Genomic DNA, 18,628 nt, shown 5'->3' on the forward strand with positions numbered 1-18,628 from the left:
CATGGACACATTGACGCTGTTCAAACAAGCCATGTTGCTCGTGGTGGTCCTGTCGGCGCCGCCACTGATCGTCGCGGTGATCGTCGGCGTGCTGACGTCTTTGCTGCAAGCGGTGATGCAGTTGCAGGACCAGACCCTGCCCTTTGCCATCAAGCTGGTGGCGGTGGGCATTGCACTGGCCCTGACCGGACGCTGGATTGGCGTCGAGTTGATGCAACTGGCCAACCTGGCTTTCGGCATGATCGCGCAGACGAGGGCTTGAGATGTTCGGGCCGGCGTTCAACGAAGTGTCCCAATCCATTCTCGCCCTGACCTTGGGCATGGCTCGTCTTTATCCGTGCCTGTTCCTGGTGCCGGCGTTCGCCTTTCGCGAGATCAAAGGCATGCTGCGCCACGCCATCGTGCTCGCGCTGGCACTGGTGCCGATGCCGGGGATTCGCGCCAGCCTGGCGGGGCATGATCTGGGTTGGATCGATCTTGGCGGGCTGATACTCAAAGAGAGCGTGATCGGCCTGTTGCTTGGGCTGCTGCTGGCGATGCCGTTCTGGATGTTCGAGTCCATTGGTTGCCTGTTCGACAACCAGCGCGGCGCGCTGATCGGCGGCCAGATCAACCCGGCGCTGGGGGACAACACTTCCGAACTGGGGCACATGTTCAAACAACTGCTGATCCTGTTGTTGATCCTCGGTGGCGGTTATGCCGCCCTGACGCAGGTGATCTGGGACAGCTACGCCGTGTGGCCCGCCAACCACTGGTTGCCGATGCCCGCCACAGACGGGTGGGAACTTTATCTGAAGCTGCTCGCGAGCACCTTTCGCTGCATGGTTCTATACGCCGCACCGTTGGTGGGCCTGTTGCTGCTGATCGAGTTCGGCATGGCGATCCTCAGCCTGTACAGCCCGCAGTTGCAGGTCTCGACTTTGGCGATGCCGGCCAAGAGCCTGGTCGGCCTGGGCTTTCTGGTGCTCTATCTGCCGATGCTGTGTTGGCTTGGCCAGGGTCAATTGGCGCAACTGGCTGACTTCAAGCACCTGCTGCCGTTGTTGCTCAAGGCAACCCCTGGAGCCCTCCCATGAGCGAAAAAACCGAGCAGCCCACGCACAAGAAACTCGCCGACGCACGCAAAAAAGGTCAGGTCGGACAAAGTCAGGATGTGCCCAAACTGCTGATTTTCGGCGCGCTGCTGGAATTGATTCTGGGCCTGGCCGAGGGCGGTATCGAGCGACTCAAGGCGCTGATGAACCTGCCCTTGCAGCAGATGGACCGGCCCTTCGGCGCGGGCGTCGGCGAAGTGCTGACCAAGGCTGGCTGGGAGCTGTTGCTGTTCATGTTGCCCGTGCTGGGCATTGCCGTGGCCATGCGCCTGATGGGCGGCTGGGTGCAATTCGGGCCGCTGTTTGCGCCCGAGGCGCTGAAGCTGGATTTCGAGCGGCTCAACCCGCTCAATCAATTCAAGCAAATGTTCTCCTCGCGTCAGTTGTTCAACCTGCTCAACAGCCTGTGCAAGGCTGTGCTGATCGGCGTGGTTCTGTATCTGGTGCTGCCGCCGGCGCTGGGCGATCTGATCGGCCTGGCCAACAGTGACCTGAACACCTACTGGCACGCGATGATCGCTCTGTTCCACCGACTCTCGCGGATCTGCCTGGGGTTGTTGCTGGTGTTGGCGATCGTCGATTTCGCCTTGCAGAAATACTTCTTCATCAAGGGCCAGCGCATGAGCCACGAAGATGTGCGCAAGGAGTTCAAGCAGATGGAGGGCGACCCACACATGAAGTCGCACCGCAAGTCGCTGGCCCGAGAGATGCTCCAGCAACCGGCCGGCGCCACGCCTGCCAAAACGCCGGTGGAAGACGCCGATCTGCTGCTGGTGAATCCCACCCACTACGCCGTCGCCTTGTTCTATCGCCCCCAGCAGACACCGCTGCCGCGCATTATTGACAAGGGCCACGATGCCCACGCGCGGGAACTGATTGAGCGTGCGCGCAAGGCCGGCGTGCCCGTGATCCGCTATGTATGGCTGGCGCGCACGTTATACCGCAGCGAGGTCGGCCAATTCATCCCGCGCGAAACCCTGCAAGCGGTGGCGCAGGTCTATCGCCTGCTGCGCGAACTCGACGACCACGTTCAGTCGCAAACCATCGAAATGCCCGGCACGCCCTACTGAGACACGAAGGAACCAGGTGCAAGCGACGACCACTCAGGGCAAAGGAAATTTTCCTGAACGCCCAAGGCGGACCTAACGACCCCGCCGTGTCAGTTTCTGACCTGGAGTCCTGCTATGGAGTCATCGATTCAACGGGCCGCGTCGACGCCGCTGCCAATCATTTCCCAGACGACAAACAATGCTCAGGGGCTAGAGCAACAATCTCAGGCACCGACCCAGCGCAGCGGTCACTCCTTGCGCGATCTAGGCAGACGTTTCATGCATCTGGTCGGCCGTGTTCGCCAGGATACGCAGGCGACACCGCGGCAGTCCGCCGCCTCTTCGAGCAGCCGGCGCAATGTGGCGTCCCAGGCCAGCGCAGGGGCTAGCGAGCCCGCCGCCTCTTCCTCCACCGCCAGCAATGCGCCGCCGTCGCCAAGGCTGAGCCGCAGTCATGCCGCCCGTTTCAGTGCTCCGGGCGAGCGCGCTCAATCGAACGTGCCGGCCGAGAACAGTTCGGCGCATGTACGTCTGGATGACAAGGGGCAGCCGGACTTCGTCAATTTCACATCCACCGCTGTCGCGGACCTGCTGCGCAATGCCCTGACCCGATCCGGTCAGCACTTTCAGGCGGCGACGAGTAATGACAGTGGCGAGGATCATCTGCTGCTGGAGCCCCAAGGTCATTTGCTGCATGTAAAGCAGTCACCCTCGGCGGTCGTGGCGCTGCGCAGCAGCCAACCCGCAGGCCCGGTAGAAAACAACAGTGCGCCATCCTCCCTGGCCCTGCATGACCAGCAAGCCCGCGTGAGTAATGGCGGCGTTCTGGACACCATCGGGCGCAGCCATCTCGGGCACCTGACCGGTATCCATCAGGACAGCGACGGCCAGCCGTTACGGCTACACGACGAAAAACTCTACGAATTCGACCAAGCCAATGGCACCTGGCATACACCACCGGATCACGAACAGATCAAGTTCAGCCAGTTGTCGAGTCAAGGTAACGGCAAACTTTATGGGCAAACCGGCGACCACCTGGTGGATCTTTCCAGTGAAGGCGTACTGCCTATCGAGGTGCCGGGCCTGAAAGCGTTTTCCGTCAGCGCCGATCAGCACGTCGCCACCTTGAGTGGCGATCAGCGCCAGACGCTGCAGTTGTTCGACCTCAATCAAGGCGCGTCGACGTCCAGCCAGACCAAAACCCTTGAACTGAACGGCGGCACTGCCGAGCCCAAACACATCGGCATGAGCCCTGAGCGCTTGTTCATCAGCGATACCGAGGGCCGTTTGTACAGCATCAAGCGTGCCGATCTCGCCCCCGATTCGCCAACCCTGCGATTGATGCCCGAGGAACACTTCCACCCTGAGGGCGAACGTCTGGGTGGTAAACATCAGGTCAGCGGTTTCCTCCATGGCGATCAGGGTGATTTGCAGGTTTTGCTCAGCGATCGCACCGGCCAGACCCACTCCCATCAAATCGACGAGCCGGAGTTACGGCTCAACAATGGCTGGAATCTCAGCGACGCACTGGTGCTGGACAACAAGCGCGGCATTCCCGGCAGCACGCCGCCGACGCCGGCCCAGACGTTTGACCTCGACCGTTTGGGCCGTGTTGGCCTTAGCGATCAACGCATCCAGCGCTGGGACTCGACCAACCAGGACTGGAAAGACACGGGCATCAAGGATGTCACGCATCTGCAACGCGGCATCGACAGCAAGGCCTACCTGCTGCAAGACGGGCAACTGAAAAAGCTCGACGTCAGCCCGAACTACAACCCGGTAACCGTGGGCAGCAGCCACACCCTGAATCAGCCGCCACGCTCGACCAAAGTGGCCCTCGGTGAACCTGTGCCCGGTCTCGAAGACCGGCAAGTCACCGCGTTCGCGATGCTCAACGACAAACAGTTCGTGGCCCTCGATGCCAACGAGCGCCTGTCCGTTCACCACCCCGACGGCACCGCCAGCGATTTGAGCCAAATCGACCTGGAAGGCAGCGTGGCCTCCCTGGCGCTGGACGAAAACCACAACCTGCATGCCCTGACCACTGACGGCAAACTGTTCACGATGGCCAAAGACGATTGGCAGGCGCGCCCTGACCAACCGCGCCCCGAGGCGGCGTGGAAACCTCTGCCACTGCCTGCCGGACACCAGGTCCACAGCATCCGCACCGGCGATGACAACCGCCTGAACGTGACGCTCAAGAACGACGACAATCACTCGCAGATGCAGCTCAAGGGCAAGACTTGGGAGCCATTGACGCCACGTCCGGCCGACCACAATGCCCTGAGTGAGTTGTTCTCGCGGGTCAGCGGTGGCGAGAAAACCGCGCGCATTCCAGGCACCGGGCTGACCGCACGCTTTACCGCCACCTTCATGGGCCGGGGCTCCATGGAAAACACCAACAGGCCCAGTACGGGCGAGTTCATCCGCGCCCACATCTTCAAGCCGACCATGGAACCTCCGCGGTTCATGAAGAACATCGGCAATCACATCCAGCATCACCATCATGGTCGCGAAGGATTGCGCCCGCTGTACGACTCCGAAGGCGATTTGTTCAAGGCGCTGGAGCTTCTCAACCATGACCAGGCACCCGCCGCCCCCGGCCGGGATCTCAAGTCACGGATCAGCCAGCTTGATCTCGGGCCACAAGGTGGCCAACTGTTGCAGGATCTCGAATCCCTGCGCAGTGAACTGGAAGACAACAGCCTGCGCGCCACACGACATTTGGGCCAGGAGCACGGCAAGTCGAAACTGCTGCACCAGAAAGAAGGCCTGCTGAACATCCACGGCGAACCGAACCCGCCGTCCAAACGCACGAAACTGCGCATGAAGCTGAGCAACCTGGGGGAAAAACTCAACATCGCCAGTGCCGGCCATGACCTGCTCAAGGAGGTGCAAGGCGCGCTCAGGCACGTCGCACCTTCGCAGCACAATCCTACCGGCACCCTGCTCAAGACCCTGCAAGACAAAGGCATGAAACTCTCTCACCAGAAGGCCGACATTCCCTTGGGCCAGCGCCGTGATGTCAGCGACGGCCAAGGGTTGACCAAGGCCCGGCTGGCCCTCGACGTGGTCACCATGAAGAATCTTGGTTTGCTGCTGGACAAGGCTGAAATGGTCAGTGCGCAGGGCGACAACAGCCGACAGTTGGCGCAATTGAAAACTGATCTGAGCCTCCTGCGCGACAAGACCTATGGCGAGCACCCGGTGAAGCAGATCACCGACATGGGCTTCACCGATCACGCCAACCTGGAAGCCTCCTACGATGGCATCAAGGCCTTCCTCAACGGTTTCAAGAAAGAAGACCACGCTACCAGCGTCAACCTGCGCGCAGCCACCGGCAGCAAAACCCAGGCGGAACTGGCGGACAAGCTCAAGTCGGCGCTCAAACAATTGGAGCATCCTGACGATGAAATCGCGCTGCAACGCAGTTACGGGCTCAATGTGAGCACGCCTTTCGTGTCGCTGGCCAACAAGGGCATGGGGCCTTGGCCCAGTGGCGCATTGGGTAGCGGGCGCAACTACAACCTCAATGCCGAGCGCGGTGAAAAGGGAGTGACGATCTATATGCAGCGCGAAGGTGCGGGCATCGCCAGTGCCGGCGTTGGTGGCGGCAAAGACTACTGGCCCGGGTTCTTCAAGGATGGCGAAGTGGACAAGTTCACCAAGGTCGATATCGGTAACGATCGGCTGCTGACGCCGGCCTTGCGCCTGGGTGTAGACGTTACGGGAACCGCGACCCGCACCCAACGCGACGGCGTGGTGTTCACCGTGCCTGACGAGGAGATCGATCACTTCGTCGATAACCTGTTCAGCGGGCAGTTGAGTCCACTTGATGTGATGAAAAAAGGTGTCGACCACGAAACCCAGAAAGGCTTGCGTTTGAACTTTGACGTCAATGCCAGCGCCACCGCCGAAATGCGCGTGGCCCTCGGCCTCACGGACAAAGACAGCTCGCCTCTGTCGGCAGCGACTCGATTGGGGGTGGGCGGTACGGTTAACGTCAATCTGCTCAACTACACCCATTACTCGGTGAACCAACACAGCAACACGGGCGAACTCCAGGAAAGCAGCCGCAACCGGCCTCGGGCGCTTAACAACTTGGGCGCTTCGGTGTTTGCCCGGGCGCAGCTCGCCGGCAGCAACACACAGGCCTCCAGCGCCTCGCAGGGCGTCGTAGCACCACTGGGTGGCGCTGCGGCGGTCTCGGTCGATAACAAAACCACAAAACGCGTCAAGTTCACCTTCAAGGAGGCCGAACCGCTGACCAGCGCCAACCTGAGCAAGCTGGGCGACAGCCTCGGCGCCGCCTTCAAGGACCCCGCTTCCCAGCAGACGGTGGCGCGTCTGAAAGATAGCAACCATGACGATTACGCCGGCCTTGGCGCCAAGGAAATACTGCACAAGCAACTGGCCGATCTGAACCGGCACTTTGCCGACAAACCGGCGGAAAACGACGAGCAATATGCGGCCCTCCGCGCCCTGAAACGCGCGGGAGTGCAGCAACAGGCCGCCGATGCCAAGCACAGCCTGCTCGACAGTGGTCGCTTCGAAAGCTCTTACACCAACCTTTCGCGTCTGAGCGAGCAAGGCATGGTGTCCAAAGTGATGAGCCTGGTCAGCCCAATGCACTCGCCAAGCAACGCCGAGCGGGTATCGACGTTGCTCGGCCAAGACCCGACCTTAAAGGCCTTGATCAAAGAGTTGCAAGGCACGCCGGGCACCCTGGCCAGGGTGCGGCTGGAACTCAAGGACTCGGTGCAGGACCGCGTCGATGAAGGCAGCCGCAAAGGCGACCTGTCACAGAAAGAACTGGCTGCGTTGCTCAGCGACCGCAACAACATGCGGATCAAGGCCATCACCGTGTTCCAGAGCGTCAGCCAGCCGGAGACCTTCTCCTCGCCACTGCCCTTGGTCAGTTACAACAGCAGTGCGTCAATCAACGTCAACAAGACCTTGGGCAAGATCAACTTCAGCTACGGCCAGGATCAGGATGCACCCAGGAACTACTTCCTTGATGGCGAACTTTCAAGGCCTTCGGCACCACTCAAGGCCGCAGTGGACGCCTTGAAAACAGATGGCTTGGAACTCAAGCGCTAAGCCCGCTGACACTTTTGGCGTGGCCCGCGCGGCCACGCCTTTTTTCCGCCCTCGCGGCCAGGTACCAAGCTTTCAAGGAGGCTACATGCGCCCTGCGTTTTATCCCCTCAACGAATTTCCACGGCTGGCCGAACTGGCCGCCCAGTGGCCGCTGATGCATCAGGAACTGTTGGCGTTACAGGCGCCGGTGCTCGACATCGATCGCACTGACAAACCCCATGAGCAGATTCATCACGAGGTCACGGCGCACCTGCAACAAGGCGGCCGGTATGGCTGGCTCAAAGGCTGGGGCGAAGCCGGTGGTAACCGCGACTGGGTGCAATACCCGCTGGTGTTTCGCGATCAGGCATTGGCACCGGCCCGCGCCGCACTGCCTCAGACCCTTGCACTGCTTCACGCCGTGCGCGGGCTCAAGGTCGCCGCCCTCGCACGGCTCGCCCCCCACGCCTGGCTGAGCACCCACCGCCACCCGGAGGTCGGTGAGGAAGGCTTGCTGCAAATGCACCTGACCCTCGAAGCCGCATGCGAGCGCAATTACGCGTACTTGAACGTTGCCGGCGAATTTCATCAGCACCATTGCGGCGCCGCCGCGATCTTCGACGGCTCGCAGGATCATTTCGTGGTCAATGCCAGCGATGCACCTCGATCCATCCTCTACCTGGAGTTCCAGCAAGCCAGACTGCACAAGGTGCCCGCCAACCCAGCGAACGCCTGACGCGGGTCGAACCCATAAAAAACGGGCGCCTGTCAGCAGGCGCCCGTTTTTTTACAGCGTGTGGTGCTGCCCCCTTAACGCCGTTCGTTCGCTTCCAGCAAACACTCGGCCAGTAATCGGACAATCCAGTAAGCGGTCAGCCCAGCGGCTTGCTGCAGTTGATCGTGACCGGCGTCCGCCTGGAAATCCCGTTCCAGACGGTCGATGTAACGTGGCAGGTGGAAGCGTTCAGCGCTGCGCCCCGCAGGTTTGTCCAAAGTCGCCTGCAAGCGCTGGCTGATCAACGCGATAGCCTGTTCGAAGGCCTGGCGCTGACTCGCATCGAGTTCGCCGCTGCCCTGCACCAGCGCTTTCCAGCCACCGCTGGGCGATTGCTGCGCGCTCATCTCAGACCTCCTGATGACGGGTCGATTCAGGCAGCTTGCTGTAAGCGTTCTGGACATTGTTCAGATCGATATTGTGGGTGGTGAGGTTCAGCCCCTCGCTGTCGCTTTTGACGAATGAGAACTTGCCATTCTCGGCGCTGACGTTGCTCAGGTTGAGATTCCAGTTGCCCTGCTGACCGCCATTGGTACGCATGAACGTGCCGAAGTCTTTCGCCTTGAAGTTATCGACATTGACATTGGCGTCCGCATTCAACTGGAAGATCTTGTCTGCCGCGCTTTGGGCGCTGCTGTTGGTGATGTTCAGGTTAGTCACCTTGGCCCCGCCGTCCTTCACCGTCAACGCGTCTTCACCGACGTTTGTCCAATGCACGTTGTCGACGTTCACCGCTTGCTCGCCAGCGGATTTGACGTGGACACCGTCGGCACCGTTGTCACCGATCACCACGTTTTTCAGGGTGGCGCCCTCAGCCAGTTCGAACAGCGGTTTCTGCGACTCACCCTGCCCACCGTCGCCCAGGGCCGCACCGGCGGTGAAGGTTTTGCCGCCGCCGTCAAACACCTCGCCCGGCCCCACTTTGATGGTGCTGTTGACCACGGTCGGGTTACTTGAGGCCGTGGGGAACGACACCGGTGCTGCCCCCGAATTATCCAGCGTCGGCAGCTCAGTAGCGGGGGCGCCCTCTTCCGGACTCAGGCTGGAGTCCGGGACCGGCGCCAGCGCATTGTTGCTCGCCACGGGTTGGCTGCCCTTGTTGGACGTGGTGTCGCCACCGCCGTGCGGTGTACCGAAGGTCTGCGGATGGCTATCCATGAACTGCGCGATCATCTCCAGCACCGCCTTGAGACGCTCATCCCCGGACACCTGACCGCCGCCATCGGCAGTCGGGCTGATCGCGCTATTGAGCGAGCCATCGCCCAGACTTTTCATCAGGGTGTTCACCAGGTCTTCAGGGTTTGCACTACCTCCCACACCCTGAGTGCCGCCCACGCCTTTGCCCTGTGTGCTATCCCCCCCTTGAGCGCTGTCGCCACCGAGGAGCTTTTCGAACAGCGCCATCAGCACCTGCGTGAGCAACTCTTTGGCCGAATCGCCACCACTGCCATCGACGGCAGGCTGGCCGTCCTTGCCCTGCGTGCTGGCGCCCGCGCCCTGCAATTTGTGCAGCAGGTCATCTCCCGCACTCTGCCCGGAGGCGCTGGCGTCTTTGCCGCTGGAAGCGCCCAACAGCATTTCGGCCAGCATCGCGGCCAGCTCCTTTAACCCGGAGGAACCCGAAGGTGCGCTCTGCCCCGTGAGCGCGCCTGGCTCAAGGGCCAGAGCGCCCACCGATCCGTTCTGTGTCAACCCTGAAAACACTTTCATATCCATCATCTGCATCGCACCCCACAGGCAAGAATGTCCGAATCGCAGCCCAATGCTCCACGATCCACCGTGTCGCCCACGTCTTGGCGCGGGTTCACGGTGTCTGTGTGGCCGTCGTTTAACGTCGGTTCCTTCAGAGTCAATTGATCATCCGTGCCACGCTCAGGCGTGTTTCGCGGGCCTGGGCGATGAAGCCGTGCACCAGACTGCAAAAACTGTCTTCATCGAGTCGCTGTAATTCGCGCGTGGTGCAAAGGCGTACATCGCCCTGATCCAGCGCCAGCCAGCAGCCGCGCAAGGTCGCGACGTCGAAGTTCAGGGTGAGTAACCGTTGCAGTGCGTCGACGCCCGGTTGAACGGCGCCCAGACGACAATGAAAAACCACGGTGTCGCTGTGTTCCGGCAATTCGATGACAGCGGCCTGAACACGGTCACTGTCATATAACGCGCAAACACCGCGCTGGAAGGTAAGAGGCGTGCCCAATTGGCTGGCCAGTTGGGCAATTAGTCGCTGGATGATGGACTCGGGGGTCGCCATTGTTTTTCCTCAAGTTTATTTCGTCGGGCGCTGCCGACACGCAACATGAGTGGAAAAACAAGGACGAAGAGTTCCGTGCTGAATAGAAATACCGGAGTCAGTGCTTCAAACCGGCCAATGACAAGAGTTGGCAAAGTAACGTCTGTAGTTGCTCTCCCTGATATTCAATGTTGAGTTCATGCCAAACCACGAAAGTGTGTTGGCTATCCAGGCAAATGTAGTAACCGTCGTAGGATTCAACATTTTCGAAACGGCGTTTAAGCGCTTCCGAAAACAGATCGGGACGTTGCGCCTGTCGCTGAATATTCAACGCCAGGCCCCAGCCCAGGCTCTCCTTGCGGCAAACGAACTCGATGCCCGGCGCCCATTGCCACACGCTGGCCTGCTTTTCGCCGATACGCATCAGGAAATCCTGCTGGTCACTACTTTGAAGAATCGTTTCAGTCATGCAGAGACACCGTACTGTATTCACCACCGCCATCACGCAGTGTGGGCGACCACCAGACATTCAACTCGCCATTATTGACGTCAAGTTGCTGACAATCACCTGAGCCACATGCAGTCCCAGGTATTAAAGTACAAGCGCTCAACAAAAGCAGACCCGCTGTCACAATACCGGCCTGATACAACTTCATCTCGTCACCTTCCTTGTAGGACTTTTGATCATTGCGCCTGGCCGTGCGAGCCAGACAGTAAGACACTTGAATGATAAGAGCCGCGTTATTGAGTTATTTTTATAACCCCCGTTACTGTGGGGGCAACATCGATATCCGTGCCGGTGCCGCCGCCGACGTAGAGGTTGCTATCGGTCGCAAAGCCACGAAAACCTCAGTTGATTCACCAGGTTGCAAGAGGTACTGGGGTGCAACTGTTACGGCCAATGTCTGTGATCCTGAACAGGACGCCGGGTCGAACTGCAGGGCTTTGGCACTGGTGTTTTTCACCACACCCACCGCCACCCGAAAATCTGTCGCGCTGAACCACTGCATCCGCTGACGATCCAGCGTGAAACCGTGGCTCACTTTACACAGATCGCCCAAGGCCACACCAGATGATGACTGTTTGATATCACTGGGAATACCACCCTTCACCAGCCCGGCAAACGTCGAGGCAATCGTGGCACGCATAACCGAGGCTTTGCCGGGTTCACGTCCGGAGGCCAGCGCCCGATCCAGTTGCCCGCGATTTTCGCTGGCGACGTAGCGTGCCGGGTCAATCTGATCCCCTATCAGGCGCGGCGTCAGAATAAACAACCGTTCGCGCCGGGACATCTGGCGTTTGTTGGAGGAAAACAGCGGCCCGATCAACGGGATCTGCCCAAGCACCGGAACCTGTTGCTGCTGGTCGCCACGCTCGTCCACATGGAAACCACCGATCACCAGCGAACGGTTCTCGGCGATCACAGCCTGCGTGCTCACGGTGCCGCGCTTGACGGTCGGCGTCTGCTGATCACGCAATTGTTCCAGTTGGCCGTCTTCGATATCAACGATCAACTGGAAACGATTGCCCCCGACACCGGCAATGGTGCGCGGAATCACTTGCAGGCTGGTGCCAGCGGTCACAGGTTCAATGGTCGCCACTCGCTCGCCGGTGGCGGTGATGTACTGGGTGCGGCTGAAGTCGATGACCGCTGGCTGATTTTCCAGGGTGAGCACCGAGGGGCGGGCGATCACCGAAGCCACGCCTTGCCCCTCCAACGCCTGGATCTCGGCGAAGAACCGGTCAAAGTCGCGGATGAACAACGTCGAAGAACCGCTGCCGAGCAGCGAACTACCGGCGGTCACGCTGCCCGCCCGCACCGACCAGCGTGATTCCAGGTTGCTCAACTGATTACGGTCGATGTCGAGGATGATGGCGTCGATCTCAACCAGCTTGCTCGGCAGATCCAGCTGCTCCACCAATTGCTGGTATTGCGCGCGTTTGTCCGGGTTGTCATAGATCAGCACGGCGTTGTTGCGCACATCGGCTGCCACACGGCGCTGCCCGCCCGAACCGGTTCTGGCCTCGCTGCGGCCGCTGACCCGCTCGGTGGCCAGGCGCAGGATTTTGCCCCGAGCGCTGTCGGCCATGCTTTGCAAGGCGTTGATATTGGCTTTGGGATCGAGGGCTGAAGGTGGCGTGGAGCGCTGGTTCTCCAGCAGTCCCTCAAGAATGGCGGCCACTCCGGGGATGGTGACGGTTTGGTCTCGATACTGAATCTGCCGGTCGGCCACCGCCGCGTAGCGCAGGGCAAACATCATCACCTGCTGCTTCTCGTCAGGCTTGACCTTTTCTTTGCTGAAGCTGCGGATCAGTTCAACGTAGCGCTGGGGCCCGCTGACCAAGACCACGCCTTCATCGGGCAACTCCCCCCAACCGAAGCGCTTGTCCAGCAGGCCGATATCGGTCAGTGCCTGTTTGAGATCCGGCGCGGCGTCAGCAGACACCTCCAGCCGCTGCGCGACCTGCGCCGATTGCGGGCTGACATACAGCTTGCCGTTGTAAACGAACCACTGGAACTGATGCTCCAGCGCCAGCCGATCAAGAAACTCCACGGCGTTGCTGGCCCGCAGTTTGACGTCAAGCATGCCACTGACGCCGGTCACACTCAGGCCCACACCAAAGGCATTGGCGAAATCGCGCAGCACGGTATCCAGCGAGGTTTGCGTGGCTTCATAGGCGTAGGCCGATTGGCCCCAGTCTTGCGGGACGGCGGCCACCGCGGGCAACGCCAGTGCCCAACACAAGGACATCCCACACAAGTGCTTAAACATAGCGGTGTCCCAAGGCGAGAGAACGGTTATGCGCGCGGGCGGGTGCAGGGCTGACGGCCAGCATCACCTCCCAGACTTCGCGCTGATTGGCCAACGCTTCGAGGGCGGCGATGATCGGCGTCACGCCCTCGGACGCCAGATAACGCATCAGGCACAGTCGACGCTCCTGCGGGTCCAGCGCCAAGGCCGCACTGAAGCGCCCCAGACTTGGCCCGGCCAAGCGCATTGCCGCCTCAAGTCCGGCGTCGCTGCCGCGCCAGACAACGCTCAAGCCAACGCGACACAACACCCCGGCCGGACGCCGCTGCAAACGCACCGGTTGCTCATCGATATGCAGCGTCAACTCGCCCTCGCCGCTGTCCAGCCAACGTTGCAGAGTGCCCGTCAGCTCAGCGGATTTCATTGATGATTGCCTTGGCCAGGTTGTGTTTGACGACAATTTCCTGATTGGCCGCCCAACTGGCAGTAGAAGACTGGCGGATCGCCGAGTTGAAGGCGTGCCAGTCATCGGGGGAAAAGGCATCCAGCGACAAGGCCGCAGAATCCAGATCCTTTTGCGTGTGTTCAAAGGTGTTGTCGAGGCGGCGGCGCAGTGCATCAGAAGACAGCATGGTGAGACTCCAGATCCGAGAACTGCCCACTGAGTGGCCGACTACCGGAGTTGGTTCCCTGTCACGCGGTGATCATTGCTTCGGGGTGGTCGGCAATGGCCACACATGGCTGACCAACGCGTTCCAGGACAGGCTGAAGTCTCCCAGTGTGGTACGCAGGCACAGGCTGTCACGCGGCAGTTGCGCATCGGCGCGAACACTCCAGACGGCCTGTGCCGATTGCACCTGGCGGTCGACCTCTGCCAGATCCTGCGGATGACAATGCAATGTCCCGACGTCCTCCCGGGGATGGGCTGCCGCGATCTGACGCAATAACGCCGCGATTCGTTCCTGTTGCTCCAGCTCGCCCAGCAGACACTCAAGCGTGCGGGTCACCAGGGTTTCGGCGCTGCTGGTGATCTGCTCCCACATTTGCTGGCGCTGGGCCTGCCATTCGCTGAACAAGGCATCGGCCTGGCGCCAGATCTGGGCACCGGCCTGCTCGCGAGCCTCATGGGCAAGTTGCTCTGCCTGGCTTCGAGCCTCGGCCAGTATCTGCTCGGCATCGCTGCGGGCGGCCTCAAGCAGTTGATCGGCCATCAGGCTCTGTTCGAGGGTTTCACGACGCAACACCGGGCCATCGGGCAACGCCCGGGAATCACTGAGGGTCAGGCTGCGGCGGGTCAACATGCGGCGTTCCTTGTTCATTCTGGAAAGTGAGGGCGTACCAACCGACGGCCTGCCACAGACTGGTCAGGCGCTGGGGTGGCAATGGCGCAAAACCGTGAGCCTCAGCCGCCGCCACCCGTGAGCGATCAAATATCAGGCGCAAACGTCGCCACACCGCATCGCCGACCCACGCCCGCAACAGTCTCAGGCCTCGAATTTCAGGACTGTCGGCACTCCACGACGGCGGCAACCAGTGACCGGGTTGCAGCGCTTTACCCAACCGGCGACACCAGATCAGCTCGGCGCGGCTCAATCCGCCCACCTCAGCCGACTGACTGCCGGCGCAGACCGCCACCACCAGGTTCAGCACCCGCCGCCATTGCGTGCAATCAAGCGCGAGCAACGGTAACAAAACCGGATTGGGGGACGGCGGCCATTCGTGGCTCATGCCCAGGTGTGCATCCAGCCAAGGCCCTGAGTGGCGGCGCAAAAACGCCAGGCTGCAAGGCTCAATGCCCTGCTCGCCCAGCGCCCAACCGCTCTCGGCTCGCCGTGCGCCTTGCACCCACCAACGGACCCAGGCCAGCGCTTGCTCTGGTGATACCTGCGGCGAATTCATCACGAATCGGTTGGCGCCGTTCTGGCGCCACCCAACATTTTGGCCAGCCGCTGACGCCATCGCGGGTTGAGGACCAGCAGTCCACCCAGCAGCAACACCCCCGCCACGGCACATAACCCGAGCAACCATTGCCAGAACTGCCAGCGCTCGCGAGTCATTTGTACCGGGCCAAAACTGACTTTTTGCACGGCCTCGTGATAGCTCTGAGCGGGGACGAAGACCACCGCAAGTTTCTTGTCATCGGCGCCACTGATTCCCGGGATGCTGCTGGCGACCATGCGCCGGATTCGCGGCAACAGGCTGTCCGGATCAAGTTCCGGGCGATGCTTGATGAACACCGCCGCAGACGCCGGTTGAACCGGTTCACCCGGGGCAACCCGCTCAGGCAGCACCACATGCACCCGCGCCACCACCACGCCGTCGATCTGGGACAGGGTTTGCTCAAGCTCTTGGGACAAGGCATAGAGATAACGCGCCCGCTCCTCAAGAGGCGAGGAAATCACCCCTTCCTTGCGAAAGACTTCGCCCAGGCTGGAGCGTGAGCGGCGCGGCAGACCAACCGCCTCCAGTGCCCTGACCGCTCGGGAAATATCCCGAGTCGCCACGAGCACCGCAACACCGTTTTTGTCCAGACGCTTCTGCGCATCGATGTGCTTGCTTGCCAGTTCTGCCAATACTTCGTTGGCGTCCTGTTCGGACAACTCGCGGTGCAGTTCCATGCGCTCGCCACAGCCGTTCAGCAACAGGATCATCAGGGCCGGCACGAGCAGCCTGAGTACCTTGGAATGCATGGTCTGGCCTTATTGAAGACTGGTGAGTTTTTCCACACTCTGGGCGGCCTTGCTCACCAGTTTGGCGCTGAGCAAGCTTTCCAGATAAAACGAAGACAGCGACCGGTTGGCCTGCAATGCCTGTTGCGGATCGGTTGAGCGTGACGCTCGCTGCAAGTCGCGATCAGCCTTTTCGGCGTCCTTCTGCAACGCTGTGGAGGCCCGGACGATCGCCGAATCAGGCGCATCCTCGCGCGGCGCTCGGGTCGCCGCCTGCTGCATCTGCGCATTGAACCAGGCAATGTCCGCCTCGGCAGGCGGCCTGAGCGGCAGCCCTTCAGCAACGGATAAACCCGAGTGGTTAGCTGTTACCCCTGTAATCGCCATTCATGCTCTCCTGCCAGGACGAAGGTTTACGCTCAGCCGCGATAGCTGGTGGTGCTTTGCTGCACCAACACTGAAAGCACGTTGCCGGCCGCAATGCTGGCGTCGGTCTTCAACGTGTTACCGGCACCGCCATTGAGGAAGTTCTGCTCGGCGTTGGGAAACAGCCCCCCCAGCGAGTTGCCCTGGGCACTGCCCTTGACCTCGCCCTGGATCATGTCGATGGCCTTCTGGAACTGCTTGCTTTCACCCTTGGACATGAACAGATCGCCCTCGGACAATTCACCCATCCAGTCCTTGGACTTGCCATCAGGCTTGCCGAACTCTTCGGGGTGCATGTCCATGAAGCGCGCGACTTCCTTGAGCACGTCCTTGTCATCGTTGGAAAAGGCCATTTCGCCTCGCGCGTCGCGCATGGGATCGCCGGTGGGTTTGAGCAGGTTGCCGAGCTTTTCCTCACCGAGGTTGCCGAGCAGCGACGACAGCAAATCCTGGATGCCGCCGCTGCTCTGGTTACCGCCCGTGCTGCCCGCACCAGGATTCCAGCCGCTGCCAGCACCTGCGCTGGCGTTGCCGCCGCTCTGGGTGCCACCCCCCAGGATGTCTTTGATCAAACCTTCCAGGCCTTTGGTGAAAGCTTGTTTTTCATCACTGTTGAGGTAGTTGTCCTCACCCAGTTCATCGCGCCAACTGCGCACCTTGCCGGTGGCATCGTCGGGCTTGCCGAACTGCTCAGGGTTCTTGTCCATGTAGTCGGCGATCATTTCGAGCAGCGGATTTTTCGCATCACGGATGTTCGCCCCGCTACCGTTTTTTTCAAACAGCGCGTCGCCCAGCAACGAGGCGATCTGCCCGGCGGTGCTGTCGGAGTTGCTCTGGAATTCGCTCATGTTGGCCGCGCTGAAGCTACCTTGGAATGAGCTGGTCTGGGGCATGCTTATCGAAGAAGAAAACATAGAAGTGCTCCTGCTTGACTGCACAAGTCATGGCCCTCCCGACCGAAGTCGAGAGAGCCCACGACCACTTAGTAGTTGATCGCCTTGCCGGTTTGCTGGGCAGCGTTCTGCGCTTTGGTCGCAGAGTCCTGATAGGCGCTGGCGATACCGTTGACGGTATCGGTCATCATCTTGTTGGACTGAGCCTCGGCGTTCATGGTGGTGGTTGCAGCAGCAGTGGCGTCCATCTTCGTCATGGCAGCCATCGAAGCGCCAAGGGATGCGGTACCGGCCATAGTGTTACTCCTGATAATCGAAGGTTGTTTGAACACCCCAATGGTGTTCGAACAATGAGTGGTCGATTTTCGGAAGCGGTTCCACGACGGCAGTGAATCTTCGCTCGGCTGCCCTGATCAGAGCTCGGGGGAGTCGATGCTCAGGCTTTTCATGCGGTGGTACAGGGTGCGCCGGGGGATGCCCAGTTCGCTGATGACCGAGTCGATGCACTTGGCATGGCGCGACAGGCAATCCTGGATCAGGGTTTTTTCGAACAGGCGCAAATAGCTTTTGAGCGGCACGCAGGATGGGCTGTCAGCGCAGGGATCGTCCGTCTGCAGAGGCGGCATCCCGAGCACGAAACGCTCGGCTGCGCATTTAAGCTCGCGGATATTGCCCGGCCAGCGATGGCTGAGCAGGCGCTTGAGCAGATCAGGATCAGGCTCGGGGATGGGTTGGTGATGGCGCACGGCGGCTTCATTGACGAAGCGCTGAAACAGCGGCTGGATATGTTGCAAGCCCGAGCGCAGGGTCGGTAGCTGAATCTTGATGACGTTGAGACGAAAGAACAGGTCCCGGCGAAACTTGCCCTCCTCCACGAGTTTTTCCAGAGGGGTCTGGGTGGCGACGATCACGCGCAGATCCAGCGGCACGAAGCGTGTCGAGCCGAGGCGTTCGATACCCCGCATTTCCAGCACTCGCAGCAGCTTGGCCTGGAGCAGCAGCGGCATGCTGTCGATTTCATCAAGGTAAAGCGTGCCGTGGTTGGACGCTTCGATGTAACCGGCCCGGGACTTGGAAGCGCCGGTATAGGCGCCGGCCATGACACCGAACAATTCGCTTTCGGCCAGTTGCTCCGGAATCGCTGCGCAATTGAGCGCAATCAAAGGCCCTTCGCGGCAGGATAACGCATGGATTCGACGCGCCAATGTGTCTTTGCCAGTGCCGGTCTCCCCCTCCAGCACCATGTCGACCTTCAATGGCGCAGCCTTTCTGATAAAGGCTTGCAGCGTCCCTACAATGTCGAGAACTTCATGTTCCCACTGTACGGCGTGATTGTTCGAAAAGCCCCCAGTCATCTTGTTCCCTCATGATGATGATCACTTCTGTCGGGATCGAGGAATACAGGACGCCGGTTCTTCCTGAACGCAAAACACGGAAAGGGCTCTCGACGTCGCAAACGCAATGTATGCCTGCCACAACATTCTTTTTTTTCTGGGCGATAGAGATCAACGCGTGCCCGGAGTTCCGTTACCCGGCCGATCCCCCCACTCACCGAATCTGTCCGGCAATGCGGCTTGAACCAAGGAGGCGTATTTGTGCAAATCTGCCGCCAGGCTGTCAATCGACGGGGCGTGCGCTGCCGCGAAGTCTAAACAGACTTCAT

At 60.5% G+C, this 18,628-nt stretch carries 19 protein-coding genes; 5 read left to right on the forward strand and 14 right to left on the reverse strand.

The window, feature by feature from the left end; translation table 11 throughout:
- Nucleotide 1: 1 nt before the first annotated feature.
- The 5 genes from sctS (at nucleotide 2) to AACY18_RS03405 (ending at nucleotide 7,958) form a co-directional block, all read left to right on the forward strand.
- A complete protein-coding gene (gene sctS, locus AACY18_RS03385; protein ID WP_221729835.1) occupies nucleotides 2-262 on the forward strand; it encodes a type III secretion system export apparatus subunit SctS in 261 nt (86 codons plus the stop codon).
- Between the two features lies 1 nt (nucleotide 263).
- Nucleotides 264-1,076 carry a type III secretion system export apparatus subunit SctT gene (gene sctT, locus AACY18_RS03390; RefSeq protein ID WP_339464252.1) on the forward strand — a complete coding sequence of 271 codons (813 nt, stop codon included), beginning with the start codon at nucleotides 264-266 and terminating at the stop codon, nucleotides 1,074-1,076.
- Nucleotides 1,073-2,164, forward strand: coding sequence for a type III secretion system export apparatus subunit SctU (sctU, locus tag AACY18_RS03395; protein WP_339464253.1), 1,092 nt, complete (start codon nucleotides 1,073-1,075; stop codon nucleotides 2,162-2,164). Before sctT ends, sctU begins: the two co-directional genes overlap by 4 nt.
- A gap of 114 nt (nucleotides 2,165-2,278) precedes the next feature.
- Nucleotides 2,279-7,243: an AvrE-family type 3 secretion system effector gene (locus AACY18_RS03400; protein ID WP_339464254.1), complete on the forward strand. Its 4,965-nt coding sequence runs from the start codon at nucleotides 2,279-2,281 to the stop codon at nucleotides 7,241-7,243.
- Nucleotides 7,244-7,328: 85 nt separating this feature from the next.
- On the forward strand, nucleotides 7,329-7,958 hold the full coding sequence (locus AACY18_RS03405) for an aspartyl/asparaginyl beta-hydroxylase domain-containing protein (RefSeq protein WP_339464255.1): 630 nt from the start codon (nucleotides 7,329-7,331) through the stop codon (nucleotides 7,956-7,958).
- 74 nt (nucleotides 7,959-8,032) lie between these two features.
- Here the strand turns inward: AACY18_RS03405 and AACY18_RS03410 are convergent, their stop codons facing one another.
- The 14 genes from AACY18_RS03410 to AACY18_RS03475 form a co-directional block, all read right to left on the reverse strand.
- Nucleotides 8,033-8,344 carry an HrpW-specific chaperone gene (locus tag AACY18_RS03410; RefSeq protein ID WP_339464256.1) on the reverse strand — a complete coding sequence of 104 codons (312 nt, stop codon included), beginning with the start codon at nucleotides 8,342-8,344 and terminating at the stop codon, nucleotides 8,033-8,035.
- 1 nt (nucleotide 8,345) lies between these two features.
- Nucleotides 8,346-9,722, reverse strand: coding sequence for a pectate lyase (locus tag AACY18_RS03415; protein WP_339464257.1), 1,377 nt, complete (start codon nucleotides 9,720-9,722; stop codon nucleotides 8,346-8,348).
- Nucleotides 9,723-9,846: 124 nt separating this feature from the next.
- Nucleotides 9,847-10,245: a type III secretion system chaperone gene (locus tag AACY18_RS03420; RefSeq protein ID WP_339464258.1), complete on the reverse strand. Its 399-nt coding sequence runs from the start codon at nucleotides 10,243-10,245 to the stop codon at nucleotides 9,847-9,849.
- 97 nt (nucleotides 10,246-10,342) lie between these two features.
- Nucleotides 10,343-10,693, reverse strand: coding sequence for a negative regulator of hrp expression HrpV (locus AACY18_RS03425; RefSeq protein ID WP_339464259.1), 351 nt, complete (start codon nucleotides 10,691-10,693; stop codon nucleotides 10,343-10,345).
- Nucleotides 10,694-10,991: 298 nt separating this feature from the next.
- Complete coding sequence (sctC, locus tag AACY18_RS03430) at nucleotides 10,992-12,998, reverse strand: type III secretion system outer membrane ring subunit SctC (protein WP_445261942.1); 2,007 nt, start codon at nucleotides 12,996-12,998, stop codon at nucleotides 10,992-10,994.
- On the reverse strand, nucleotides 12,991-13,401 hold the full coding sequence (locus AACY18_RS03435) for a type III secretion system chaperone (RefSeq protein ID WP_339464261.1): 411 nt from the start codon (nucleotides 13,399-13,401) through the stop codon (nucleotides 12,991-12,993). The genes sctC and AACY18_RS03435 overlap by 8 nt, the downstream gene beginning before the upstream one ends.
- Nucleotides 13,388-13,609: an HPr kinase gene (locus AACY18_RS03440; RefSeq protein ID WP_003225084.1), complete on the reverse strand. Its 222-nt coding sequence runs from the start codon at nucleotides 13,607-13,609 to the stop codon at nucleotides 13,388-13,390. Before AACY18_RS03440 ends, AACY18_RS03435 begins: the two co-directional genes overlap by 14 nt.
- Before the next feature lie 72 nt (nucleotides 13,610-13,681).
- Nucleotides 13,682-14,278: a type III secretion system stator protein SctL gene (gene sctL, locus AACY18_RS03445; protein WP_339464262.1), complete on the reverse strand. Its 597-nt coding sequence runs from the start codon at nucleotides 14,276-14,278 to the stop codon at nucleotides 13,682-13,684.
- A complete protein-coding gene (locus tag AACY18_RS03450) occupies nucleotides 14,247-14,876 on the reverse strand; it encodes a hypothetical protein (protein ID WP_339464263.1) in 630 nt (209 codons plus the stop codon). Before AACY18_RS03450 ends, sctL begins: the two co-directional genes overlap by 32 nt.
- A complete protein-coding gene (sctJ, locus tag AACY18_RS03455; protein WP_339464264.1) occupies nucleotides 14,876-15,667 on the reverse strand; it encodes a type III secretion system inner membrane ring lipoprotein SctJ in 792 nt (263 codons plus the stop codon). The genes AACY18_RS03450 and sctJ overlap by 1 nt, the downstream gene beginning before the upstream one ends.
- Nucleotides 15,668-15,676: 9 nt before the next feature.
- A complete protein-coding gene (gene sctI / locus AACY18_RS03460) occupies nucleotides 15,677-16,033 on the reverse strand; it encodes a type III secretion system inner rod subunit SctI (RefSeq protein ID WP_339464265.1) in 357 nt (118 codons plus the stop codon).
- A gap of 32 nt (nucleotides 16,034-16,065) precedes the next feature.
- Nucleotides 16,066-16,986, reverse strand: coding sequence for a DNA-binding protein (locus AACY18_RS03465; RefSeq protein WP_339464266.1), 921 nt, complete (start codon nucleotides 16,984-16,986; stop codon nucleotides 16,066-16,068).
- A gap of 68 nt (nucleotides 16,987-17,054) precedes the next feature.
- On the reverse strand, nucleotides 17,055-17,261 hold the full coding sequence (locus tag AACY18_RS03470) for a hypothetical protein (RefSeq protein WP_045493062.1): 207 nt from the start codon (nucleotides 17,259-17,261) through the stop codon (nucleotides 17,055-17,057).
- Nucleotides 17,262-17,378: 117 nt separating this feature from the next.
- Nucleotides 17,379-18,320, reverse strand: coding sequence for a sigma 54-interacting transcriptional regulator (locus tag AACY18_RS03475; RefSeq protein WP_221729821.1), 942 nt, complete (start codon nucleotides 18,318-18,320; stop codon nucleotides 17,379-17,381).
- Nucleotides 18,321-18,628 lie beyond the last annotated feature (308 nt).

Source organism: Pseudomonas sp. EA_65y_Pfl2_P74 (assembly GCF_963970575.1).
In the GTDB taxonomy this organism is placed as follows: Bacteria; Pseudomonadota; Gammaproteobacteria; order Pseudomonadales; family Pseudomonadaceae; genus Aquipseudomonas; species Aquipseudomonas baetica_A.